Origin of the sequence: Streptomyces rubiginosohelvolus, from assembly GCF_014649875.1 — a bacterium.
In the GTDB taxonomy this organism is placed as follows: Bacteria; Actinomycetota; Actinomycetes; order Streptomycetales; family Streptomycetaceae; genus Streptomyces; species Streptomyces rubiginosohelvolus.
The window spans coordinates 460,117-483,687 of record NZ_BMTW01000002.1; the positions used below are offsets into that span (position 1 = coordinate 460,117).

General features: G+C 71.2%; 18 protein-coding genes and 1 riboswitch. Of the genes, 6 read left to right on the top strand and 12 right to left on the bottom strand.

Going from position 1 to position 23,571, the window contains the following annotated elements; translation table 11 throughout:
- The first annotated feature begins 31 nt into the window (after positions 1-31).
- Positions 32-313: an HPr family phosphocarrier protein gene (locus IE134_RS09380; protein ID WP_007449776.1), complete on the top strand. Its 282-nt coding sequence runs from the start codon at positions 32-34 to the stop codon at positions 311-313.
- Between the two features lie 184 nt (positions 314-497).
- Here IE134_RS09380 and IE134_RS09385 read toward each other — a convergent pair whose 3' ends face one another.
- The 4 genes from IE134_RS09385 to IE134_RS09400 form a co-directional block, all read right to left on the bottom strand.
- A complete protein-coding gene (locus IE134_RS09385; RefSeq protein ID WP_030716092.1) occupies positions 498-1,205 on the bottom strand; it encodes a GntR family transcriptional regulator in 708 nt (235 codons plus the stop codon).
- A gap of 180 nt (positions 1,206-1,385) precedes the next feature.
- Positions 1,386-2,201, bottom strand: coding sequence for a M23 family metallopeptidase (locus tag IE134_RS09390; RefSeq protein ID WP_030716089.1), 816 nt, complete (start codon positions 2,199-2,201; stop codon positions 1,386-1,388).
- 14 nt (positions 2,202-2,215) lie between these two features.
- Positions 2,216-2,382, bottom strand: a riboswitch (cyclic di-AMP (ydaO/yuaA leader).
- A gap of 245 nt (positions 2,383-2,627) precedes the next feature.
- Positions 2,628-3,998, bottom strand: coding sequence for a M16 family metallopeptidase (locus tag IE134_RS09395; RefSeq protein ID WP_030716086.1), 1,371 nt, complete (start codon positions 3,996-3,998; stop codon positions 2,628-2,630).
- A gap of 26 nt (positions 3,999-4,024) precedes the next feature.
- Positions 4,025-5,389, bottom strand: coding sequence for a M16 family metallopeptidase (locus IE134_RS09400; RefSeq protein ID WP_030716083.1), 1,365 nt, complete (start codon positions 5,387-5,389; stop codon positions 4,025-4,027).
- A gap of 292 nt (positions 5,390-5,681) precedes the next feature.
- Between IE134_RS09400 and IE134_RS09405 the strand changes: the two genes are divergently transcribed.
- A complete protein-coding gene (locus IE134_RS09405; protein ID WP_030716079.1) occupies positions 5,682-8,138 on the top strand; it encodes a DNA gyrase/topoisomerase IV subunit A in 2,457 nt (818 codons plus the stop codon).
- 85 nt (positions 8,139-8,223) lie between these two features.
- Here the strand turns inward: IE134_RS09405 and IE134_RS09410 are convergent, their stop codons facing one another.
- Both IE134_RS09410 and IE134_RS09415 read right to left on the bottom strand, forming a co-directional pair.
- Positions 8,224-9,366, bottom strand: a complete 1,143-nt coding sequence (locus IE134_RS09410) for a CobW family GTP-binding protein (RefSeq protein WP_189430166.1) — start codon at positions 9,364-9,366, stop codon at positions 8,224-8,226.
- 23 nt (positions 9,367-9,389) lie between these two features.
- A complete protein-coding gene (locus tag IE134_RS09415; RefSeq protein WP_189430167.1) occupies positions 9,390-10,544 on the bottom strand; it encodes a citrate synthase/methylcitrate synthase in 1,155 nt (384 codons plus the stop codon).
- A 111-nt stretch (positions 10,545-10,655) separates the two neighbouring features.
- Between IE134_RS09415 and IE134_RS09420 the strand changes: the two genes are divergently transcribed.
- Positions 10,656-11,945, top strand: coding sequence for a citrate synthase (locus tag IE134_RS09420; protein WP_189430168.1), 1,290 nt, complete (start codon positions 10,656-10,658; stop codon positions 11,943-11,945).
- A gap of 7 nt (positions 11,946-11,952) precedes the next feature.
- Here the strand turns inward: IE134_RS09420 and IE134_RS09425 are convergent, their stop codons facing one another.
- Complete coding sequence (locus IE134_RS09425) at positions 11,953-12,972, bottom strand: LacI family DNA-binding transcriptional regulator (protein ID WP_189430169.1); 1,020 nt, start codon at positions 12,970-12,972, stop codon at positions 11,953-11,955.
- Between the two features lie 218 nt (positions 12,973-13,190).
- Here IE134_RS09425 and IE134_RS09430 point away from each other — a divergent pair, with 218 nt between their 5' ends.
- Positions 13,191-14,876, top strand: coding sequence for an ATP-binding protein (locus tag IE134_RS09430; protein WP_030716062.1), 1,686 nt, complete (start codon positions 13,191-13,193; stop codon positions 14,874-14,876).
- Positions 14,873-15,547 carry a response regulator gene (locus IE134_RS09435; RefSeq protein ID WP_030716059.1) on the top strand — a complete coding sequence of 225 codons (675 nt, stop codon included), beginning with the start codon at positions 14,873-14,875 and terminating at the stop codon, positions 15,545-15,547. Before IE134_RS09430 ends, IE134_RS09435 begins: the two co-directional genes overlap by 4 nt.
- Positions 15,548-15,567: 20 nt before the next feature.
- Here IE134_RS09435 and IE134_RS09440 read toward each other — a convergent pair whose 3' ends face one another.
- The 3 genes from IE134_RS09440 to IE134_RS09450 form a co-directional block, all read right to left on the bottom strand.
- Positions 15,568-17,160: a monocarboxylic acid transporter gene (locus IE134_RS09440; protein ID WP_098016585.1), complete on the bottom strand. Its 1,593-nt coding sequence runs from the start codon at positions 17,158-17,160 to the stop codon at positions 15,568-15,570.
- The gene (locus IE134_RS09445) at positions 17,157-17,600 is read right to left on the bottom strand and encodes a DUF485 domain-containing protein (protein WP_030716054.1); all 444 of its coding nucleotides are present in this window, start codon (positions 17,598-17,600) and stop codon (positions 17,157-17,159) included. The genes IE134_RS09440 and IE134_RS09445 overlap by 4 nt, the downstream gene beginning before the upstream one ends.
- 245 nt (positions 17,601-17,845) lie before the next feature.
- Positions 17,846-19,972, bottom strand: a complete 2,127-nt coding sequence (locus tag IE134_RS09450; protein ID WP_098016586.1) for a DNA gyrase/topoisomerase IV subunit B — start codon at positions 19,970-19,972, stop codon at positions 17,846-17,848.
- 447 nt (positions 19,973-20,419) lie between these two features.
- Between IE134_RS09450 and IE134_RS09455 the strand changes: the two genes are divergently transcribed.
- Positions 20,420-20,653, top strand: coding sequence for a DUF7455 domain-containing protein (locus IE134_RS09455; RefSeq protein ID WP_006128079.1), 234 nt, complete (start codon positions 20,420-20,422; stop codon positions 20,651-20,653).
- Between the two features lie 129 nt (positions 20,654-20,782).
- Here the strand turns inward: IE134_RS09455 and IE134_RS09460 are convergent, their stop codons facing one another.
- Both IE134_RS09460 and IE134_RS09465 read right to left on the bottom strand, forming a co-directional pair.
- Positions 20,783-21,613 (bottom strand): S1 family peptidase, encoded by an 831-nt coding sequence (locus IE134_RS09460; protein ID WP_097887278.1) that lies wholly within the window; start codon positions 21,611-21,613, stop codon positions 20,783-20,785.
- A gap of 166 nt (positions 21,614-21,779) precedes the next feature.
- The gene (locus IE134_RS09465) at positions 21,780-23,327 is read right to left on the bottom strand and encodes an RNA polymerase sigma factor (protein WP_189430170.1); all 1,548 of its coding nucleotides are present in this window, start codon (positions 23,325-23,327) and stop codon (positions 21,780-21,782) included.
- Positions 23,328-23,571: the final 244 nt, after the last annotated feature.

Sequence of the window (23,571 nt, forward strand, 5' to 3'; positions counted from 1 at the left end):
AGACAACCGTTGATATGTGAAGGGCAGAACCATGGCTGAGCGCCGCGTAAACGTCGGTTGGGCCGAGGGCCTGCACGCCCGCCCCGCTTCCATCTTCGTCCGTGCCGCCACGGCCTCCGGCGTCCCGGTGACGATCGCCAAGGCCGACGGCAACCCGGTGAACGCCGCCTCCATGCTGGCCGTGCTCGGTCTGGGCGCGCAGGGTGGCGAGGAGATCGTGCTCGCGTCCGACGCGGACGACGCCGAGGCCGCTCTGGACCGGCTGGCGAAGCTGGTCGCCGAGGGCCTGGAAGAGCTTCCGGAGACCGTCTGACCCCTCCGTCTCCGGTCCGTCCGGATACGACCCGCGCGAGAGCCGTGACCCGTGATCCCTTCACAGGTCACGGCTCTTCCGTTTCCGGGAATCGGGAAAGACCCGGGAAAGATCCGCACCTTGATAATGCGGGCAGCGTGAAATAGCGCTCCGAAATTACTTCTCTTTGTATACGGCGCTTTTGTTAATGCCGGACACTCGCCGTGTTTACGCCATGTTGCGAACTTCTCACCGGGGGAACCGGGGCGGCGCGACGCCCCGGGAGATCCGGGCGGCGGAGCCGGTGCTCGGCGGTGGAGCGTTCCGCGTGCTGGGCGGTGAGCGCCCTCGCCCGTTCCGCGTCGCCGCGCGCCACGGCGTCCACGATCGCGCCGCGCTCGGCCCAGGATTCGACCGGGCGGGCCGGCTGCTCGACCGCGTACATCCAGGCGATCTTGTGCCGGAGCTGGGTCAGCAGCGCGATGAGCCCGGGGCTGCCGGAGGCCTGGGCGAGGGTCTCGTGGAACCAGCCGCCCAGCGAGCGCAGATCCTCGCCCTCGCCCCGGCGGGCCCGCTCCTGGCCCAGCCTGACCAGACCTCGGAGCACCTTGAGATGGGCTTCGGTACGGCGCTGGGCGGCGCGGGCCGCGCCCAGCGGCTCCAGGAGCATCCGCACCTCCAGAAGGTCGGCGGCCTCCTGGACGGTGGGCTCGGCGACACAGGCGCCGGCGTGCCTGCGGGTGACCACGAACCCCTCGGACTCCAGCGTGCGCAGCGCCTCGCGGACCGGGACGCGGGAGACCCCGTAGCGGCGGGCCAGCAACTCCTCGGTGAGGCGGCTGCCGCGCTCGTAGACACCGGAGACGATGTCGTCACGGATCGCCGTGCATACCGAATGCGCGGGAATGCGCATATCCGAACCTCCGCCTTGATCCCCGCGAAACGCGGCCGCCCGACGTCTGTTCCGTGACTCTATGACAATCCGCTGGAATTTCCGATGGCAGGTCGGAATCCATGGATATCTTCACGCGGGAATTGCCGAAGGCCCCGGCGGGCGCCGGGGCCTTCGGACGGTGACTCGCGCGGGGTGGGGTCAGACGTTCAGACCGTGGGAGCGCAGGTAGGCGACGGGGTCCATGTCGGAGCCGTAGTCGGGGGTGGTGCGGGCCTCGAAGTGCAGGTGCGGGCCGGTGGAGTTGCCGGTGGAACCGGAGAGGCCGATCTGCTGGCCGGAGGAGACGCTCTGGCCGACGGAGACGCCGATCGAGGAGAGGTGGCCGTACTGGGTGTAGGTGCCGTCCGCCATCCGGAGCACGATGTTGTTGCCGTACGCGCCGCCCCAGCCGGCCTCGACGACCGTGCCGGCGCCGACCGCGACGACGGAACTGCCGGAGGCGGCCTGGAAGTCCACGCCGGAGTGGCTGCCGGAGGACCAGAGGGAGCCGCCGGTGTTGTAGCCGGTGGTGACGTGGGAGCCGGCGACCGGGAGGTGGAAGGCGTTCAGCCGGGCGCGCTCGGCGGCGCGGGCGGCGCGGGCCTTTTCCTCGCGGACCTCCTTGGCGCGGGCCTCGGCCTTGCGCTCGGCCTCGGCCTTCGCCTTGGCCTTGGCGGCCTTCTCGCGGGCCTCGGCGGCTGCCTTGGCCTTCGCCTTCGCGACCGCGTCGGCCTGCCGCTGCTGGGCGTGGGCCTGGGCGTCGATCTGCTCGGCGAGGGTGGTGTCGAGGGAGATGGCCTGGGTGAGGCCGGTGTCGGCGACCTTGGCGGCCTCGGAGTCCGCGGCGAGGGCCGGGGAGGACAGCGAGCCGAGGACTCCGGTGGTGGCCAGGGCCGCGATGCCGGCGGCCTGGGCGCTCCGCCGCGTGAGGCGGCTCGGGGCACGGTGCTTCCCGGTGGCACGGGTGAACGCCATGGAGGGGCTGGTTCCTTTCCTTCCTTCTCGCCTACCGGGTTAGCTGACGGGTTCGGAGCAGGAAGGTCTCCTACGGATCCCCGCGCCGGTTCGCGGCACGGGCCTCCGATTCACCCCAGGGACTGCGTGGGTCCCCGGCTCCCCAGGCTCGCGCCTGACGGGGACTCGGCGATGACTGCCCGGCGCCGCGGCTGCGGCATACGGGTGACGGACAGCCGGGCCGACGCTAGGCGGGGCGACTTCCCATCACCAAACGGACAAGGCGATTTGTCGCGCATCCCACAGGGCAGACAGGCAACCACTACCCCAAAGGGTGTGAAGCGGACCAAGCAGGCAAAAGCACAGGACCCCGACGAAATCTCTTTCGCCGGGGTCCTGTTCGCGGCAGTGGTCGCGCGGTGGCGGCCGTGCGCTCCGCAGGCGGTGTCAGCCGGTGACGACGGTCACCTCTCCGATACCGAGGGCCTTCACCGGCTCGGCGATCCGCGAGGCGTCCCCCACGAGGACCGTGACCAGCCGGTCGACCGGGAAGGCGTTGACCACGGCGGCGGTCGCCTCCACGGTGCCCGTCTCGGCGAGCCGGGCGTAGAGGTGGGCCTGGTAGTCGTCGGGGAGGTGCTGCTCGACCTGGTCGGCCAGCGTGCTCGCGACGGAGGCGGCGGTCTCGAACTTCAGCGGGGCGACGCCCACCAGGTTCTGCACGGCCGTCTCGCGCTCGGCGTCGGTCAGCCCCTCGGCGGCCAGCGTCCGCAGGACCTTCCAGAGGTCGTCCAGGGCCGGTCCGGTGGACTCGGTGTCCACCGAGCCGCTGATCGCGAGCATCGCCGCGCCGCCCGAGTCGGGGCCGGAGGAGCGCAGCACCTGGGCGAAGGCGCGTACGCCGTAGGTGTAGCCCTTCTCCTCGCGCAGCACCCGGTCCAGCCGGGAGGTGAGCGTGCCGCCCAGGCAGTACGTGCCGAGCACCTGCGCGGGCCAGACGCGCTCGTGCCGGTCCGCGCCGATACGGCCGATCAGCAGCTGGGTCTGGACCGCGCCGGGGCGGTCCACGATGACCACGCGGCCGGTGTCGTCCGCGGTGATGGGCGGCACCGGGCGGGCCTGGGCGGTGTTGCCCGACCAGTCGCCGAGGGTCTCCGCGAGCAGCGCGTCCAGATCGATGTCGGTCAGGTCGCCGACGATCACGGCCGTCGCGGTGGACGGACGGATGTGGGCGTCGAAGAAGGCGCGCACGGCGGCCTGGTCGATCCGCCGGACCGTCTCCTCGGTGCCCAGGCGCGGGCGGGACATCCGGGCGGTGGCCGGGAACAGCTCCTTGGAGAGCTGCTTGGCGGCGCGCCGGGACGGGTTGGCCTGCTCGTGCGGGATCTCGTCGAGGCGGTTGCCCACCAGGCGCTCGATCTCGCTCTCGGCGAAGGCCGGGGCCCGCAGCGCCTCGGCGACCAGTCCGAGCGCCTTGGCCAGCCGGGAGGCCGGGACCTCCAGGGAGACCCGGACGCCCGGGTGGTCGGCGTGCGCGTCGAGCGTGGCGCCGCAGCGCTCCAGCTCGGCGGCGAACTCCTCGGCGCTGCGCTTGTCGGTGCCCTCGGAGAGCGCCCGCGACATGATCGTGGCCACGCCGTCGAGGCCCTCGGGCTCGGCCTCCAGCGGCGCGTCCAGGAAGATCTCCACGGCGACGACCTGCTGGCCGGGGCGGTGGCAGCGCAGCACGGTCAGCCCGTTGGGCAGAGCGCCGCGCTCGGGTGCCGGGAAGGCCCAGGGGCGGGCCGTGCCGGGCGTGGGCTGCGGGTGGAACTCCATGGCTACTCCAGTCACGGCGGCGTCGCTCACTTGGCCGCCCCCTCGTGCGCGTCGGTGCCCTCTTCGCCCTCGGCGGCCTCGTCGGCCGGCTCGATGGGCTCGTAGACCAGCACGGCCCGGTTGTCGGGGCGCAGGGCCGCCGCGGCCGCCGCGCGCACCTCCTCCGCGGTGACGTCCAGGACGCGGCCCACGGCGGTCAGGGCGAGCTGCGGGTCGCCGAACAGGACGGCGTAACGGCACAGTTCGTCGGCGCGGCCGGCGACCGTGCCGAGCCGGTCGAGCCACTCGCGCTCCAACTGCGCCTGGGCCCGCTCCATTTCCTCGGGGGTGGGCCCCTCGGCGGCGAACCGGGCCAGCTCCTCGTCGACGGCGGCCTCGATCGTCTCCACCTCGACGCCGCCGGACGTCTTCACGTCCAGCCAGCCCAGCGAGGGCGCCCCGGCGAGCCGCAGCAGGCCGAAGCCCGCCGCAACCGCCGTACGGTCGCGGCGGACCAGGCGGTTGTGCAGCCGGGAGGACTCGCCGCCGCCCAGCACGGTCAGCGCCAGGTCCGCGGCGTCGCAGGCGCGGGTGCCGTCGTGCGGGAGGCGGTAGGCGGCCATCAGGGCGCGAGCGGGGACCTCCTCGTGGACCACTTCGCGCAGCTGCTCGCCGATGATCTCGGGCAGCGTCCCGTCGCGCGGCGGCTGCTTGCCGTCGTGCGAAGGGATGGAGCCGAAGTACTTCTCGATCCAGGCGAGGGTCTGCTCGGGATCGATGTCGCCGACCACCGACAGCACCGCGTTGTTGGGCGCGTAGTACGTACGGAAGAACGCGCGGGCGTCCTCCAGCGTGGCCGCGTCCAGGTCGGCCATGGAGCCGATCGGGGTGTGGTGGTAGGGGTGGCCCTCGGGGTAGGAGAGGGCGGTCAGCTTCTCGAACGCGGTGCCGTAGGGCACGTTGTCGTAGCGCTGACGGCGCTCGTTCTTGACGACGTCACGCTGGTTCTCCATGGACTCCTCGTCGAGCGCGGCGAGGAGGGAGCCCATCCGGTCGGCTTCGAGCCACAGGGCGAGCTCCACCTGATGGGTGGGCATGGTCTCGAAGTAGTTGGTCCGCTCGAAGCTGGTCGTTCCGTTGAGCGAGCCGCCGGCCCCCTGGACGAGCTCGAAGTGACCGTTCCCCTTGACCTGGCCCGAGCCCTGGAACATCAGGTGCTCGAAGAGGTGAGCCAGGCCGGTGCGTCCCTTGACCTCGTGGCGCGAACCGACGTCGTACCAGAGGCAGACCGCGGCGACCGGGGTCAGATGGTCCTCGGAGAGCACCACACGCAGGCCGTTGGCCAGGCGGTGCTCGGTCGCTGTCAAGCCGCCGGAGCCGGCCTGTGCGGTGGCCGTGTGACCCATGGGCATGTACGTCCCTTCGATCGCGATACTGGACTTCCTGCCAGACCTGCCACTCTAAGCAAGCGCACCGGCACCTGGCGAAGTTCCCGTTCGGTGGATGTTTCCGTCGATGGTGTCGCGAACACCCTCGACGGCGTGCCGCCCGGGCGGGTTCGGACCGTCCTTCGGACAGGCCTTCGGACGGGTCGAGGTCGGCGTTGTCAGTGGGGCGGTCCACAATGGACCGCGTCAGCAGCACGTGTTGTCCCGAACAAGCTCAGGTCGCCCGAACAGAATCCGTGAAGGAGTCGCAGCCGCGATGGCCCGCCGTAGCACGAAGACCCCGCCGCCGGACGACTTCGAGGAGAAGATCCTCGACATCGACGTCGTCGACGAAATGCAGGGCTCCTTCCTCGAGTACGCGTACTCGGTGATCTACTCCAGGGCCCTGCCCGACGCCCGCGACGGCATGAAGCCGGTGCACCGCCGCATCGTGTCCCAGATGAACGAGATGGGACTGCGCCCCGACCGCGGCTATGTGAAGTGCGCCCGGGTCGTCGGCGAGGTCATGGGCAAGCTGCACCCGCACGGCGACGCCTCGATCTACGACGCCCTGGTCCGCATGGCCCAGCCGTTCTCGATGCGCCTCCCCCTGGTCGACGGCCACGGCAACTTCGGCTCCCTGGGCAACGACGACCCGCCGGCCGCCATGCGGTACACCGAGTGCCGGATGGCTGACGCCACGTCGTTGATGACCGAGGCGATCGACGAGGACACCGTCGATTTCCAGTCGAACTACGACGGCCAGGAGCGCGAGCCGGTCGTCCTCCCCGCCGCCTACCCCAACCTCCTGGTCAACGGGGTCTCCGGGATCGCCGTGGGCATGGCCACCAACATGCCCCCGCACAATCTGGGCGAGGTCATCGCCGCCGCCCGGCACCTGATCAAGCACCCGGGCGCCGACGTCGAGACGCTGATGCGCTTCGTCCCGGGCCCCGACCTGCCCACCGGCGGCCGCATCGTCGGGCTCACCGGCATCAAGGACGCGTACACCGCGGGCCGCGGCACGTTCAAGATCCGCGCCACCGTCTCCGTGGAGAACGTGACCGCCCGCCGCAAGGGCCTCGTCGTCACCGAACTGCCCTTCACCGTCGGCCCGGAGAAGGTGATCGCCAAGATCAAGGACCTGGTCTCGGCGAAGAAGCTCCAGGGCATCGCCGACGTCAAGGACCTCACCGACCGGGCGCACGGGCTGCGCCTCGTCATCGAGGTGAAGAACGGCTTCGTGCCGGAAGCGGTGCTGGAGCAGCTCTACAAGCTGACGCCGATGGAGGAGTCCTTCGGCATCAACAACGTGGCGCTGGTCGACGGCCAGCCGCTCACCCTGGGCCTCAAGGAGCTGCTGGAGGTCTATCTCGACCACCGGTTCGAGGTCGTGCGCCGGCGCAGCGAGTTCCGCCGCACCAAGCGGCGCGACCGGCTGCACCTGGTCGAGGGTCTGATCGTCGCCCTCCTCGACATCGACGAGGTCATCCGGATCATCCGGGACAGCGACAACTCCGCCCAGGCGAAGGAGCGCCTGATGGCGCACTTCTCGCTGAGCGAGATCCAGACGCAGTACATCCTGGACACCCCGCTGCGGCGCCTCACCCGCTTCGACCGGATCGAGCTGGAGAGCGAGCGCGACAAGCTGAACGGCGAGATCGAGGCGCTGACCGCGATCCTGGAGTCGGACGCGGAGCTGCGCAAGCTGGTCTCCTCGGAGCTGGCGGCCGTGGCGAAGAAGTTCGGCACGGACCGGCGCACGGTGCTGCTGGAGTCGGCCGGTTCACAGATCGCGTCCGTGCCGCTGGAGGTGGCGGACGACCCGTGCCGGGTGCTGCTCTCCTCGACCGGCCTGCTGGCCCGTACGGCGAACGCGGAGCCGGTCGAGATCTCCGAGGACGCCCGGCGGACCAAGCACGACGTGATCGTGTCGGCGGTGGCGGCGACGGCCCGCGGCGACGTCGGGGCGGTCACGTCGACCGGCCGGCTGCTGCGGCTCTCGGTGATCGACCTGCCGCAGCTGCCGGACACGCACGCGGAGCCGAATCTCTCGGGCGGGGCGCAGATCTCCGAGTTCCTCACGCTGGAGGCGGACGAGGAGCTGATCTGCCTCACGACGCTGGCCGAGGACTCGCCGGGTCTCGCGATCGGCACGCTCCAGGGCGTGGTGAAGCGCGTCGTGCCGGACTACCCGGCCAACAAGGACGAGTTGGAGGTCATCACCCTCAAGGACGGTGACCGCATCGTGGGCGCGACGGAGCTGCGGACGGGCGAGGAGGACCTGGTGTTCATCACCTCCGACGCCCAGTTGCTCCGCTACCCGGCGGCTTCGGTGCGTCCGCAGGGGCGGCCCGCCGGAGGCATGGCGGGCGTCAAGCTGGCGGCCGGGGCCGAAGTGCTGTCGTTCACGGCGGTGGACCCGGCGGCCGAGGCGGTCGTGTTCACGGTGGCCGGCTCGCACGGCACGCTGGACGATTCGGTGCTGACGTCCAAGCTCACCCCGTTCGACCAGTATCCGCGCAAGGGCCGGGCGACCGGCGGGGTGCGCTGCCAGCGGTTCCTGAAGGGCGAGGACGTCCTGGTGTTCGCCTGGGCGGGCCCCGTCCCGGCCCGGGCCGCCCAGAAGAACGGCACCCCGGCGAAGCTCCCGGAGCCGGACCCGAGGCGGGACGGTTCGGGCACACCGCTGCTGGAGAAGGTGGCCGTGATCGCGGGACCGCCGCTGTACTGACCGCTGCCGGACGACGGGGAGCGGCCGCGCGGGCATGACGCCTCCGTGGCCGCTTTCTGGTTACGCCTCCGCGGCCGCTTCCCGGTTACACCTCTGCGGCCGTTTCCGGTACGTCGACCTCCGCCTCGTCGGCCTCCGCATCCCCTTCACGGGCGGGCTCCGGTGCGTAGCGGAGCACGCCCCACATGGCACGTTCGATGTCCGGTGCGTCGGGCCCCGGCTCCGCGCGGCAGGCGGCCAGCCCCTCGTGCAGCGCTGCGGCGTCGATGCCCGCGCCGATCATGACCAGCTGGGTGAGCCGCTGTTCGCCGCGCGCCCACGGCCGGGGCACGAAGCGCAGGAACCGGCCGACCGCATGCAGCGCGTAGGTGTTGTCGCGGTCCCCCGCGCCGAAGTCGACGAACCCCTTGATCCGGTAGAGCCCTTCGGGCCGGGAGTCGAGGAAGGCCATGAAGCGGCGCGGGTCCATCGGCACGTCGGCGGTGAAGTCGACGCTCTCGTACGCCGCGTGGAGGTGGTCGGCGTGCCCGTGCCCGTCGCACTCCTCGTGCTCGTCGCACTCCTCCTGACGCAGCAGGTCCTCGAAGCTCAGCTGCCCCGCCATCTCCTCGCCGTCCGGCCGCAGCGCGGGGTCGAAGAGCAGCTCGGGGTCGATCCGCCCGTGCTCGGCGGAGATCACGGCGGCGGGGCCGCTCAGCTCCGCGACCGTCGCCCGCAGCCGCTCCCGTTCGGCCTCCCCCACCCGGTCGGTCTTGTTCAGGACGACGAGGTCGGCGACGGCCAGATGGCGGTCGAGCTCGGGGTGCCGTCGGCGGGTGGCGTCGAACTCCGCCGCGTCGACGACCTCGACGAGACCCCCGTACAGGATGTGCGGGTTGTCGCTGGCCAGCAGCATGCGGACGAGTTCCTGGGGTTCGGCCAGTCCGCTCGCCTCGATGACGATCACGTCCAGCCGGGCGGACGGCCGGGTCAGGGACTCCAGGAAGGTGTCGAGTTCACTCGCGTCCACGGCGCAGCACAGGCAGCCGTTGCCCAGCGAGACCGTCGAGCCGACCTGCCCCGAGACGGTCATGGCGTCGATCTCGATGGCCCCGAAGTCGTTGACGATCACGCCGATCCGGGTGCCCGCCCGGTTGCGGAGCAGATGGTTCAGGAGCGTGGTCTTGCCGGAGCCGAGGAAGCCCGCCAGGACGACGACCGGGATCTGCGGGATACGGGGCGGGGTCAACGGGAGCCTTCCTGGGAACGTCGTCAGAGTGCCGGGACCGGCTGCGGCGGGGGTGCGCCGACGTAGCGGGCCGCCGGGCGGATGATCTTCGAGTCCTCCGCCTGCTCCAGGATATTGGCGCTCCAGCCGATCACCCGCGCCGCACAGAAGGTGGGGGTGAACATCGCGCGCGGCAGCCCGCACAGCTCCATGACCACCCCGGCGTAGAACTCCACGTTGGTGTGCAGCTCCCGGCCCGGCTTGAGCTCGGCGAGGATCGCCTCGACATGGGCCTCCACCTCGACGGCGAAGTCGACGAGGGGGCCGCCGAAGCTCTGGGCGATCGACTTGAGCATCCGGGAGCGCGGGTCCTCGGTGCGGTAGACGGGGTGGCCGAAGCCCATGATGCGGCGGCCGGCCAGGACCTGTTCGCGGATCCAGCCGTCGATCCGGTCGGGGGTGCCGATGGCGTCCAGGGTGTCCAGGGCCCGGCTGGGGGCTCCGCCGTGCAGCGGTCCGGAGAGCGCGCCGACCGCTGCCACCAGGCAGGCGGCCAGGTCGGCTCCGGTGGAGGCGACGACGCGGGCGGTGAAGGTGGAGGCGTTGAAGCCGTGGTCGACGGTCGAGACGAGGTACTGCTCGACCGCCCTGGCCTGGTCGGGTCCGGGCTCCGAACCGGTCAGCATGTACAGGTAGTTCGCGGCGTGCGGCAGGTCGGCGCGGGGTGCGACCGGCTCCAGGCCCTGGCCGAGGCGGTGGAGAGCGGTCAGGATCGTGGGCACGGCCGCGCAGACGGCGAGTGCGTCCTCGCGTCGGCGCCCGGCGTCGATGTCGTACACCGGGCGGAAGCCGGCCGAGGCGCCGAGCAGGGAGAGCGCGGTGCGCAGTCCCGCGAGGGGGCCCGAGACGGCGCTCGCGCGGGCGATGGCGGGCAGGGCCTCGGTCACATCGGCGGGGAGCGTGCGCAGGCTCGCCGTACGGGCGGCGAAGTCGGCGGCCTCGGCCCGGTCGGGCAGCTCCCCGTGGAACATCAGGTACCACACGTCCTCGAAGCCGCGGGTCTGCGCCAGCTCGATCGCCGAGTACTGGCGGTAGTGGTAGAAGCCTTCGCGGCCGCGGACGTCACCGAGGGCGGTGTCGGTGACGACGACACCAGCGAGGCCACGGGGGACGGCGGGGACGACAGGGGTGGTGGTCATGGCTGCTCTCTCCTCCGTGCATGCAACATTGATTCGACTGTCCATGCTTGACTTGAGATCTGTCAATGTTGATTGAATCAATGCATGTGCAGAGTGGATACGGTGGTTTCCATGACGGATCAACCAGAGCCCGAGCAGCACGACGCGCCCCGGCTCACCACCCGGCAGGCGGCCGAGCTGCTGGGCGTGAAGCCGGAGACGGTGTACGCCTACGTCAGCCGGGGTCAGCTCAGCAGCGTGCGGGCCGCCGGAGGGCGGGGCAGCACGTTCGACGCCGAGGAGGTCCGGGCGCTGGCGCGGCGTTCGGGCCGCCGTGACCCGTCTCCGGCCGGGGGTGACCTCGCCTTCCGGACCGGCATCACGCTCATCGAGGACGACCGCTGCTACTTCCGCGGGGTCGACGCGACGGAGCTGGCCCGGCGCTACGGCTACGAGGAGGTCGCCGAGTGGCTGTGGACGGGGGAGCTACGGCCCGGCGCCCGGTTCGCCGCACCCGACGGGACCCTCACGGCGACCCGCAGGGCGGTCGAGGCGCTGCCCGCGCACAGCGGGTCGACGGACCGGCTGCGGGTGGCGGTGACGGCTGCCGCGGCCACGGATCCGCTGCGGTTCGACCTGTCGCCGGCGGCGGTATTGAACAGTGCGCGCGGCCTGATTCCGACGCTGGTGGGCGCGTTGCCCGTGCTGGGCGGTCCGGCGGCCGAAGGGGATTCGCTGGCGGCGGAGCTGTGGTCGCGGCTCACCGCGGAGTCGGCCGATGCCCCGTCCCTCGCCGTGCTGGACGCGGCCCTGGCGCTGCTGGTCGACCACGACCTGGCGGCCTCCACCCTGGCCGCCCGGGTCGCCGCCTCCGCTCGGGCCCATCCGTACGCCGTGGTCTCGGCGGGCCTCGGCGTGCTGGAGGGGCCGCTGCACGGTGCGGCGAGCGGCCTGGCGCACCGGCTGCTCCGGGAAGCGGTGGACCGGGGCAGCGCGGTCCCCGTGGTCGCCGACCATCTGCGGACCGGGCGGCGGGTGCCCGGCCTGGGCCACCGGATCTACCGGGGCGAGGACCCCCGGGCGACCGTCCTGTTCGAGCTGCTGGCGGAGGTGCCGCAGGCGGCCGGGGCGCTGGCGGCGGCCCGTGAGGTGGTGGCGACGACGGCGCGGCACGCTCCGCTGCACGCCAACATCGACCTGGCGCTGGCCGTCCTGTCGGTCTCCCGGGGGATGGCGGCGGACGCGGGCGAGACCGTGTTCGCGGTGTCCCGTACGGCGGGCTGGATCGCCCACGCGCTGGAGGAGTACGGGGAGCGCCCGCTGCGGATCCGGCCGAGCGGGCAGTACTCCGGGCCCCGGCCGCCCCAGCCCCTCCCCCGGGACGGATCAGGTCCGGACCAAGGGCCGGGCAGCGCAAATTAGCTACGGATCACAGGGAATTCTCGCGCGGCGGCTGGGCGGTGGATCCGCGCACCACCAGCTCCGGCTCGAAGAGCAGCTCGTCCGAGGGCACGGCCCGCCCGCCGATCTGCACCGAGAGCAGCTCCACGGCCGCGCGCCCCATGGCCTCGATGGGCTGGCGGACGGTGGTGAGGGGCGGCTCGGTGCAGTTCATGAAGGCCGAGTCGTCGTAGCCGACGATCGACACGTCGCCGGGCACCGAGAGCCCCCGGCGGCGGACGGCGCGCACGGCGCCCAGCGCGAGCGGGTCGCTGGCGCAGATGATGCCGGTGACACCGCGCTCCAGCAGCCGCGTCGCGGCGGCCTGCCCGCCCTCCAGCGAGAACATGGCCCGGGCCACCCACTCGTCGGGGATGCTCGTTCCGGCCTCCTCGGCGAGCACCCGGGCGGCGGCGAGCTTGCGCTGCGACGGCACGTGGTCGGACGGTCCGAGGACGAGTCCGATGCGGTCGTGGCCGAGCGAGACGAGGTGACGCCAGGCCTGCTCGACCGCGACGGAATCGTCGCAGGAGACGCCGGGGAAGCCGAGGTGTTCGATGGCCGCGTTGATCAGAACTACGGGGATCTTGCGGTCGGCGAGCACCTTGTAGTGGTCGTGCGGGGCGTCGGCCTGGTGGTAGAGGCCGCCCGCGAAGACCACGCCGGAGACCTGCTGCTGGAGGAGCAGCTCGACGTAGTCGGCCTCGGAGACGCCGCCCTTGGTCTGGGTGCAGAGCACCGGGGTCAGCCCCTGCTGGGCGAGCGCGCCGCCGACCACCTCGGCGAAGGCCGGGAAGATCGGGTTCTGCAGCTCCGGCAGGACCAGGCCGACCAGCCGGGCGCGTTCGCCGCGCAGCTGGGTCGGGCGCTCGTAGCCGAGGACGTCCAGCGCGGAGAGGACGGCCTGCCTGGTGGCGTCGGAGACGCCCGGCTTGCCGTTCAGCACCCGGCTGACCGTCGCCTCGCTGACTCCCACCTTCTGGGCCACTTGAGCAAGTCGTCGCGTCATGAACGCAAGATTAGCGCAAGAAACGCAAGAAGATTGCGTTGATGGCGAACTCCCGGGACCTCTCACGGAAGCAGCGCTGAATCCCTCACGGAGGCGCCGCTGAAACGCTCACAGACGCGGCGGCCGGAGGCAAGAGCCGCGCGGTTCGAACCCTCGAATTCCCGGGCGCCGAGCGACGAGATTTCCGCCCCGGCCGCCCGGCCCTTACCGTCTCTCTGATGAACGCCCCACCGACCCCCGGCCGGGGACCGCGCCGGTTCGGCTGGCCTCAGCGGGTCTTCTCCCAGGTCCTGCTGATGCAGCTGGCCATCATCACCGGTGTGACGATCCTGGTCACCGGCCTCTTCCTGGCCCCGCTCAGCGACCAGCTGGACGACCAGGCGATGCGCCGCGCCCTGGCCATCGCCCAGTCCACCGCCGCCGACCCGGACATCGTGGAGCACCTGAGCAGCACGGACCCGTCGGACGGGGGCCCGGTCCAGTCGGCCGCCGAGCGGGTGAGGCGGGCGACCGGCGCGGAGTACGTCGTCGTCATGAACCAGCGCGGGGTGCGCTGGTCGCACCCCGACACCCACCGGATCGGCGCGGTCGTCTCCACCGACCCCGGTGAGGCGCTGCGCGGCCGGGAGGTGATGGAGATCGACAGCGGCACCCTCGGCCGCTCGGCGCGGGGCAAGGTGCCGTTGTTCGGCCCGTCCGGCGAGGTGATCGGCGCGGTGTCGGTGGGTATCGCGTACGACAGTGTCCGCGCCCGGCTCCTCGCGGCGATCCCGGGGCTGCTCGCGTACGCGGGCGGGGCCCTGGCCGTCGGTGCGCTCGCCGCGTATCTGATCTCCCGGCGCTTGCAGCGGCAGACCCATGACCTGGCGTTCTCCGACATCTCCGCGCTGCTGACCGAACGCGAGGCCATGCTGCACGGCATCCGCGAGGGGGTCGTCGCCCTCGACGGGGCCGGCCGCGTCCGGCTGCTGAACGACGAGGCGCAGCGGCTGCTGGGGCTGGGCCCGGAAGCGGCGGGCCGGCCGCTGGAGGAGGTGCTGGGCGACGGGAGGACCACGGACGTGCTGGCCGGGCGGGTGGTCGGCGACGACCTGCTGGCGGTACGGGGCAGCCGGGTGCTGCTGGCCAACCGGATGCCCACGGACGACGGCGGAGCCGTGGTGACCCTGCGCGACCGGACCGAGCTGGAGCACCTCGGCCGCGAGCTCGACTCCACCACGGGGCTGATCGACGCCCTGCGCGCCCAGGACCACGAGCACGCGAACCGGCTGCACACCCTGCTGGGGCTGCTGGAGCTGGAGATGCACGAGGACGCGATGGAGTTCGTGACCGAGGTGGTGGGCGTGCACCGGGCGACGGCCGAGCAGGTCACCGAGAAGGTCCAGGACCCGCTGCTGGCCGCCCTCCTCGTCGGCAAGACGACGGTCGCCGCCGAGCGCGGTGTCTCGCTGCGACTGGCTCCCGGCACGCTGCTACCGGACCGGGTGGTCGATCCCCGGGGTCTGGTGACGGTGGTGGGCAACCTCGTCGACAACGCCACGGACGCGGCGGCCGGATCGGACGGGGCGCGGATCGAGGTCGGCCTGCGGACCGAGGGCCGTACGGTGATCCTGGGGGTGCGCGACAGCGGCCCCGGCGTCCCGCAGGACCAGCACGCGTCGATCTTCACGGAGGGCTGGTCCACCAAGGACGTCCCGGCGCACGGCAAGCGCGGCCTCGGGCTCGCCCTCGTACGACGGCTCGCGGAGCGCCAGGGAGGCAGTGTGACGGTGTCCGGGGCGGACGGCGGCGGCGCGGTGTTCACGGTCGTGCTGCCGGAGGCGCTGGCGGAGCCCCCCGCGGGCTCCCCGGAAGACCGTCCGCCGCACCCCACGCAACCGGCGACGACGGGAGAGCAGCGGTGATCGAGGTCCTGATCGTCGACGACGACGTGCGGGTGGCGCAGATCAACGCTGCGTACGTCGCCAAGGTCCCCGGCTTCCGGGTGGCCGCCCAGGCCCACTCGGCGGCCGGGGCACTGGCGACGGTCGAGGAGGTCCCGGTCGACCTGATCCTGCTGGACCACTATCTGCCCGACCGCAACGGCCTCGCCGTCGTGCGGGAGCTGCGCCGCCTCGGCCATCAGGTCGACGTGATCATGGTGACGGCCGCCCGGGACGTCGCCACCGTGCAGGACGCGATGCGGCACGGTGCGCTCCAGTACCTGGTGAAGCCGTTCACGTACGCCGGTCTGCGCGCGAAGCTGGAGGCGTACGCGGCGCTGCGGCAGACGCTCGACGGGGGCGGGGAGGCCGAGCAGGCTGAGGTGGACCGGCTCTTCGGCGCGCTGTGGGCGACGGGCGAGCCGGCCCTCCCCAAGGGCCATTCCCCCACCACGGCCGAACTCGTCCGGGGGGCCCTGCGCGGCGCCGACGGCCCGCTGTCCGCGCAGGAGATCGCCGACAGTGCGGGGATGAGCCGGCAGACGGCCCAGCGCTATCTGAAGCTGCTTGAGCGCACCGGCAAGGTCCGGCTGACGCTGCGGTACGGCGAGACGGGCCGCCCGGAACACCGGTACGCCTGGGCCGCGGGCTGAGCCCACGGCCCGCCCACGCCCTATGCCGCCCCGGCCCCCGTCAGCGCCCGCACCTCGGCCTCGGCGTGCTTGGCCTCGTCGGGCGGCTCGGGCGAGATGACCGTACCGATCCAGCCGGCCAAGAAGCCGAGCGGGATCGAGACCAGGCCCGGGTTCTCCAGGGGGAAGAGCTGGAAGTCGACGCCGGGGAAGAGGGATGTCGGGCTGCCCGAGACGACGGGTGAGACCAGCACCAGGACGACCGCCGGGACCAGGCCGCCGTACACCGCCCAGACCGCGCCCCGGGTGGTGAAGTTGCGCCAGAACAGCGAGTAGAGCAGGACCGGGAGGTTCGCCGAAGCGGCCACGGCGAAGGCGAGGCCGACGAGAAACGCCACGTTGAGGTCCTGGGCGAGCAGCCCGAGACCGATCGCGACCGCACCGATCCCGGCGGCGGCGGTACGCGCCACGGCGACCTCGCTGCGCTTCTTGCGCCCGGGGCGGCGGAGCGAGGCGTAGAGGTCGTGGGCGACCGAGGCGGACGAGGCGAGCGTGATGCCCGCGACGACGGCCAGGATGGTGGCGAAGGCGATGGCGGCGACCACGGCGAAGAGAATCGTTCCACCGGTGGAGCCCTCGCCGCCGCCCAGATCGAGGGCCAGCAGCGGGATCGCGGTGTTGCCCGCCGCGTTCGACGCACGGACCTCGGCGGAGCCGACGAGTGCGGCGGCGCCGAACCCGAGCACGATCGTCATCAGGTAGAAGCTGCCGATCAGGCCGATGGACCAGACGACGGACCGGCGCGCGGCGCGGGCGGTGGGCACGGTGTAGAAGCGCGACAGGATGTGCGGCAGCCCCGCCGTGCCGAGGACCAGGGCCACGCCCAGGCTGATGAAGTCGAAACGCGAGGTCCAGTCCCCTCCGTACCGCAGGCCGGGGGCGAGGAAGTCCTTGCCGTGGCCGCTGCGTTCGGCCGCGGTGTTGAGCAGGCTGTTGATGTTCCCGTGGAAGTGGACCAGGACGAGCACGGTGAGCGCGACGGCTCCGGCCATCAGCAGGACGGCCTTGACGATCTGGATCCAGGTGGTGGCGCGCATACCGCCGAAGGACACGTAGATCACCATGAGCGCGCCGACCCCGACGACGGTCCAGGACCGGGCCGCGTCGCTCGTACCGCCGAGCAGCAGGGCCACCAGGCTGCCCGCGCCGACCATCTGGGCGACCAGATACAGCACGGAGACGGTGACGGACGAGGTGCCGACGGCGGTACGCACCGGGCGCTCCGCCATCCGCGCGGCGACCACGTCGGCCAGCGTGAACCGGCCGCAGTTGCGGACGAGTTCGGCGACGAGCAGCAGAACGACCAGCCAGGCGACGAGGAAGCCGACGGAATAGAGCATGCCGTCGTAGCCGAAGAGGGCGATCAGCCCGGAGATGCCGAGGAAGGAGGCTGCCGACATGTAGTCCCCGGCGATGGCGAATCCGTTCTCCATGGGCGAGAACAGGCGTCCGCCGGCGTAGAACTCCTCGGCGGAGCCCTGCCGGTTGCGGCCGACCCAGGTGGTGATGAAGAGCGTCACCGCGATGAACGCGCTGAACAGCAGCAGGGCGAGGGTCTGGTGGTCTCCTTTCACCGTCCGAGCCCTCTCGTCATCTCCTGGGTGTCCCAGCGCAGATCGAGCGCCGCCCGGTCCCTGCGCAGCCGCGCGTGCCGTGCGTACGCCCAGGTGAGCAGGAACGTGGTGAGGAACTGGCCGAGACCGGCCACCATCGCTACGTTCACCGCTCCGGCGACCGGGCGGGCCATCAGAGCGGGAGCGGTGGTCGCTGCGACGACGTAGGCGAGATACCAGAGCAGGAAGGCGAGGGCGGCGGGGGCCACGAAGCGGCGGTAGCGGCGGCGCACCTCGCGGAAGGCGTCGCTGCGGTGCACCTCCAGATAGATGTCGGCCGCGCTGGGCCGGGGGTCCGGCTCCGCCGCACCGGACGCGTCGAGGGCCGCGGCACCTCCCGTACCGTCCTGGTCGCCCCGGCCGGGGGCCGGCACGTCGTCCCACGGGTCGTCGAGCCGCACTCCCGCGGTCTGAGGCCCTGCTTCCTTCTCCACCGAACAACTCCCCTGATCCGCGGACCTTTTCGGCCGCACGGCCAACGATGGGCGGTTCGGGAGGATCCCGGGCGCGTCATTCGCCCGACTTCACCCCTTCAGGTGACAGATATCCGGGACTGCTGCGCGCTTCCCCGACAAGGCCCCGGGAAACGCACGCGGCCCCCGCGCCGGCGGAACCGGAGCGAGGGCCGTGCGACGGGACCTTGGGGTCAGGCGTCGATGCGCGAGCGGTCCAGGGTGGCGGCGGAGCTGGTGATGAACTCCTTGCGGGGCGCGACCTCGTTGCCCATCAGCAGGTCGAAGACCTGCTCGGAGGATTCCAGGTCGCCGATGTTGATGCGCCGCAGCGTGCGGTGGCGCGGGTCCATCGTCGTCTCGGCCAGCTGGTCGGCGTCCATCTCGCCGAGCCCCTTGTAGCGCTGGATCGATTCCTTGATCCGCACGTTCTTGCGCTGGAACTCCAGGAGGGTCTGGCGCAGTTCGTTGTCGGAGTAGGTGTAGACGTACTTGTCCTGGCCCTTCTTGGGCTGGACCAGCTCGATCCGGTGCAGCGGGGGCACCGCGGCGAAGACCCGTCCCGCCTCGACCATCGGGCGCATGTAGCGCTGGAAGAGGGTGAGCAGCAGGGTGCGGATGTGGGAGCCGTCGACATCGGCGTCGGTCATCATGATGACCTTGCCGTAGCGGGCGGCGTCGATGTCGAAGGTCCGCCCGGAACCGGCTCCTATGACCTGGATGATCGCGCCGCACTCGGCGTTCTTCAGCATGTCGGAGACGGACGACTTCTGGACGTTGAGGATCTTGCCGCGGATCGGCAGCAGCGCCTGGAACTCGCTGTTCCGGGCCAGCTTCGCGGTGCCGAGCGCCGAGTCACCCTCGACGATGAACAGCTCGCTGCGGTCGACGTCGTCGCTGCGGCAGTCGGCGAGCTTGGCGGGCAGCGAGGAGGACTCCAGCGCGGTCTTGCGGCGCTGGGCGTCCTTGTGCTGCCGGGCCGCGATCCGGGTGCGGGCGGCGGCCACGGCCTTCTCCAGCACCGCCCGGGCCTGCGCCTTGGCGTCCCGCTTCGTCGAGGTCAGGAACGCCTTGAGCTCCTTGGCGACCACGCCCGCGACGATCCGGTTGGCCGCCGAGGTGCCGAGCACCTCCTTGGTCTGCCCCTCGAACTGCGGCTCCGCGAGCCGTACGGTCACGACGGCGGTGAGGCCTTCGAGGGCGTCGTCCTTGACGATGTCGTCCTCGGCGACCCGCAGCATCTTGGCGGAGCGCAGCGCCTCGTTCACCGTCTTGGTCAGCGAGCGCTCGAACCCGCTGACATGGGTGCCGCCCTTGGGGGTGGCGATGATGTTCACGAACGACCGTACGGTCGTGTCGTAGCCGGTGCCCCAGCGCAGGGCGATGTCGACGGCGAGCTCACGGGTGACCTCGGTGGCGGTCATGTGGCCGCGGTCGTCGAGGACCGGGACGGTCTCCTTGAAGGTGCCCGTGCCGCTGAGGCGCTGGACGTCGCAGACGGCCTTGTCCTGGGCCAGGTACTCGCAGAACTCGCTGATGCCGCCGTCGAAGCGGAACGTCTCCTCCGTCTTGCCCTCGCCATCGATGCCCCGCTCGTCGCGGACGATGATCGTGAGGCCGGGGACGAGGAAGGCGGTCTGGCGGGCCCGCTGGTGGAGCGTCTCCAGGTTGAGCTTGGCGTCCTTGAGGAAGATCTGCCGGTCCGCCCAGTACCGCACCCGGGTACCGGTACGGGTCTTGGGGACGCGCTTGCCCTTGCGCAGGCCGTTGGCCGGATCGAACGGGCTGTCCGGCCCCTGCTCGGTGAACATGCCGGGGACGCCGCGCCGGAAGCTGATGGAGTGGGTCGCGCTGCTGCGGTCGACCTCGACGTCCAGGCGGGAGGAGAGGGCGTTGACCACGGAGGCGCCGACGCCGTGGAGACCGCCCGAGGCGGCGTAGGAGCCGCCGCCGAACTTGCCTCCGGCGTGCAGCTTGGTCATGACGACCTCGACGCCGGAGAGGCCCGTCTTGGGCTCGACGTCGACGGGGATGCCACGGCCGTTGTCCCGGACCTCGACGGAGGCGTCGTCGTGGAGGATGACCTCGATCTGGTCGCAGTAGCCGCCGAGGGCCTCGTCGACGGAGTTGTCGATGATCTCCCAGAGGCAGTGCATCAGGCCACGGCTGTCGGTGGACCCGATGTACATGCCGGGGCGCTTGCGGACCGCCTCGAGGCCTTCGAGGACGAGAAGGTGCCGCGCGGTGTAGTTGGAGCTGTCCCGGTCGCCTCCTGCTGCGGCCAGCATCGCGGTGGACGGCACGGACGTTTCGGCGGTCACGCGGTTCGCTCCTCGCTGAATTTCATCTGGGGCCCCCGTGGGTATCGGGCTGGGCGTCGGTTGCCGCTGAGAGCCTACAGAGGCCTGGTAGAGCGGTTGTAACGCCACCCTCGGGGAATCCTCATGCTAGTCGAGCCTCATCCGGGCTCGCATGGATGTTCGATCATTCGTTGGAGTGACGTGCACATCACGTTCCCTTCGACGCATGAACCATTTAGGCTCCGGGCACGTCCTCATGAACAAACCGGCAAGCCGGCCGGCGGGACCCACCCCCAAGACAAGCAATGCGAAACCGTAGCGCTCCGCATACGGCACATTCGCCGCCAACCGGCAACAGACAGCCACACCGAGAAGAAGTTTCGAAGAAAAGCCACGAGCGGGAACGTTTTCGGCCTGGTTGGATGTTGACCCTGGTACGACAGCTCGTCGAGCTAGAGAAGAGGCGACGTGACTACTGTTCTGACCCCCGCGAGCCCGCTGACCGCAGCAGACCGCTGTGACCGTTGCGGCGCCCAGGCATATCTGCGCGTCGTCCTGATCAGCGGCGGTGAACTGCTCTTCTGCGCCCACCACGGGCGCAAGTTCGAGCCGGAACTCAAGAAGATCGCCGCGGAAATACAGGATGAGACGGATCGGCTCACCGCCGTACAGACGGCTGCTGCCGACGAGGACCAACACTGACACCTCGCATCCACGACGAGCCAGGGGCTGGTCCAGGACCGGCCGACGGGCGGCTCCCCCACCGGGGGGAGCCGCCCGTTCTCGTGGCCGGTCACCGGGCCATACGGCTCCGAGACGGCCCGGAGCCGCTCAGATGCGGCCTGCGGCCCATTCCAGCGCGGCGGAGCCCCGGGTGTACACCCCGGGGCTGCCCGGACGCCCGCAGCCGCTGCCCCAGGACACCAGGCCGATGAGCCGCCCACGGGCCACCAGCGGCCCGCCGCTGTCGCCCTGGCACGCGTCCCGGCCCCCCGCGGGCTCGCCCGCACAGAGCATCGCCGAAGCCTTGTACGTACCCTCCCGGCCGCCCGGGTAGGCCCGGGCGCAGTCACCGTCCGGCAGGACCTGGACCCGGGCGGAGCGCAGCACGGAGGCGTAGGTGCCGCTGCCCGTCGTATCGCCCCAGCCGTAGACGTCCGCGGCGGTCCCGGCCCGGTAGGCGGCGTCCCCGCTCCGGGCCATCGGAATGGTCGCGCCCTTCGGCAGGGCGCGGGACAGGGTCAGCACCGCGAGGTCGCCCGCGTTGGAGACCGGGTCGTAGGCCGGGTTCACCCAGATGCGCCGGACCGGGATCTCCCGGCCGCCGGAATCGCTCAGCCGCTCCCGGCCGGCGATGACGAGGAGGTCCTTCACCCGCTTCGCCGGTCCGCCGAGCGCCTCGTCACTCAGACAGTGGGCGGCCGTCAGGATCTTCGTGGGCGCCACGGCCACACCGCCGCAGAACTGCCCGGAGCGCGCGCCTCCGAACCGGTCCCGGCTCGACAGCGCCACGACCCAGGGGCTGTCCGCCACGGGGGCGGGCTGTCCGCCGACGATGATGCTCTCCGCGACCGCCTCGGAGGGCGCGGCGAGCGGCAGCACGGCCGCGGCGGCGGTCAGGGCGAGCGCCCCGGTCAGGGCACGGACGACGGGACGGGGCATGGAGGCTCCTGACACTGAGACGACAAACCGTTTCACCCAGCGTGATCCAGGCAGTCCGTGTCCGGCCCCGGAGACACGCCGGAGGGCCCGGATCCCCTGGGGGGTTCCGGGCCCTCGGCCGGTGAATCTTCGGCGTTCCGCCCTTCGGCGAGCCGCCTTCCGCGCTCTAGTCCAGGTAGTCGCGGAGGACCTGGGAACGCGACGGGTGCCGGAGCTTCGACATCGTCTTCGACTCGATCTGACGGATGCGCTCACGCGTCACGCCGTAGACCTTGCCGATCTCGTCGAGCGTCTTCGGCTGACCGTCGGTGAGGCCGAAGCGCATCGAGACCACGCCGGCCTCACGCTCGGAGAGCGTGTCGAGCACCGAGTGGAGCTGCTCCTGGAGGAGCGTGAAGCTCACCGCGTCGGCCGGGACGACCGCCTCGGAGTCCTCGATCAGGTCACCGAACTCGCTGTCGCCGTCCTCGCCGAGCGGGGTGTGCAGCGAGATCGGCTCGCGGCCGTACTTCTGGACCTCGATGACCTTCTCGGGAGTCATGTCGAGTTCCTTGGCCAGCTCCTCCGGGGTGGGCTCGCGGCCCAGGTCCTGGAGCATCTGGCGCTGCACACGCGCGAGCTTGTTGATGACCTCGACCATGTGCACCGGGATACGGATGGTGCGGGCCTGGTCGGCCATCGCGCGGGTGATCGCCTGACGGATCCACCAGGTGGCGTACGTGGAGAACTTGTAGCCCTTGGTGTAGTCGAACTTCTCGACCGCGCGGATCAGACCGAGGTTGCCCTCCTGGATCAGGTCCAGGAAGAGCATGCCGCGGCCGGTGTAGCGCTTGGCCAGGGAGACCACCAGACGGAGGTTGGCCTCCAGAAGGTGGTTCTTGGCCCGGCGGCCGTCCTCGGCGATGATCTCCAGCTCGCGCTTGAGCTTCGGGGCGAGCTTGTCGGCGTTCGCCAGCTTGTCCTCGGCGAAGAGACCGGCCTCGATGCGCTTGGCGAGCTCGACCTCCTGCTCGGCGTTGAGGAGGGGAACCTTGCCGATCTGCTTCAGGTAGTCCTTGACCGGGTCGGCGGTGGCGCCGGCGACGGCGACCTGCTGGGCAGGTGCGTCGTCCTCGTCGTCGTCGGAGAGGACGAAGCCCTTGTTCTCGCCCTCGCCCTCCTCTTCCTCGCCCTTGCCGACCTTGACCTCCTCGACCGGCTCATCGCCGTCGAGGAGTTCGTCGTCCTGCTTGCCGGACTTCTTGGCGGCGGTCTTCTTGGCCGCCGTCTTCTTCACGGCTGTCTTCTTCGCGGCGGTCTTCTTGGCCGCCGCCTTCTTCGCCGGAGCGGCCACGACGGCGTCGTCGGCCACCGCGTCCGCACTCTCGGCCGCCGGGGCGGAGGTGGCCGCGACGGTCCTGGTCACGGTGGTCTTCGCCGCGACGGTCTTGGTGGCGGTGCGCTTGACCGGGCTCTTCGCTGCGACGCTCTTGCGGGCGCGCTTCGGCGACTCCGCGGCACTGACCATCAGCGTCACACCCTCTTCCTCGAGGATCTGGTTGAGGCTGCGCAGAACGTTCTTCCACTGGGTTGGCGGAATCTGGTCAGCCTCGAAGGCCCGACGCACGTCATCGCCGGCGATCTGCCCATCAGCCTTTCCCCGCTCGATGAGCGCCATCACAGATTCGGACTCGGCGATCTCCGGCGGGAGCGTACGGGATGTGCTGGCCGACACGAACAACCTCTCGGAACGATGGAAACGGCTTCCGGCCCTGCCCTGGAGGGGGCTGGAACCGACGACCGCCGACTGGGAATGTCGTCGACGGCGCGGGCTTGGCCTCAGAACTGAAACAGCGCGCCCCAGGGCTGCTGTATTCCTTCCGCTGCGCTCACCTCTTAAGTCATCGCGCTGCTTCGAGGAGTGTTACGGCCAATCCGCGTGGCCCGAGTCACACCCCATTTGCGGCGTACGGGACCAA

Bases quoted from the DNA above. Each gene is read 5' to 3' on its own strand.
- IE134_RS09460 (WP_097887278.1), bottom strand. From the start codon at position 21,613: ATGCCCCGTCCCGTCGTCCGTGCCCTGACCGGGGCGCTCGCCCTGACC.
- IE134_RS09430 (WP_030716062.1), top strand. From the start codon at position 13,191: ATGAACGCCCCACCGACCCCCGGCCGGGGACCGCGCCGGTTCGGCTGG.
- IE134_RS09395 (WP_030716086.1), bottom strand. From the start codon at position 3,998: ATGGAGTTCCACCCGCAGCCCACGCCCGGCACGGCCCGCCCCTGGGCC.
- IE134_RS09400 (WP_030716083.1), bottom strand. From the start codon at position 5,389: ATGCCCATGGGTCACACGGCCACCGCACAGGCCGGCTCCGGCGGCTTG.
- IE134_RS09380 (WP_007449776.1), top strand. From the start codon at position 32: ATGGCTGAGCGCCGCGTAAACGTCGGTTGGGCCGAGGGCCTGCACGCC.
- IE134_RS09420 (WP_189430168.1), top strand. From the start codon at position 10,656: ATGACGGATCAACCAGAGCCCGAGCAGCACGACGCGCCCCGGCTCACC.
- IE134_RS09390 (WP_030716089.1), bottom strand. From the start codon at position 2,201: ATGGCGTTCACCCGTGCCACCGGGAAGCACCGTGCCCCGAGCCGCCTC.
- IE134_RS09385 (WP_030716092.1), bottom strand. From the start codon at position 1,205: ATGCGCATTCCCGCGCATTCGGTATGCACGGCGATCCGTGACGACATC.
- IE134_RS09415 (WP_189430167.1), bottom strand. From the start codon at position 10,544: ATGACCACCACCCCTGTCGTCCCCGCCGTCCCCCGTGGCCTCGCTGGT.
- IE134_RS09425 (WP_189430169.1), bottom strand. From the start codon at position 12,972: ATGACGCGACGACTTGCTCAAGTGGCCCAGAAGGTGGGAGTCAGCGAG.
- IE134_RS09405 (WP_030716079.1), top strand. From the start codon at position 5,682: ATGGCCCGCCGTAGCACGAAGACCCCGCCGCCGGACGACTTCGAGGAG.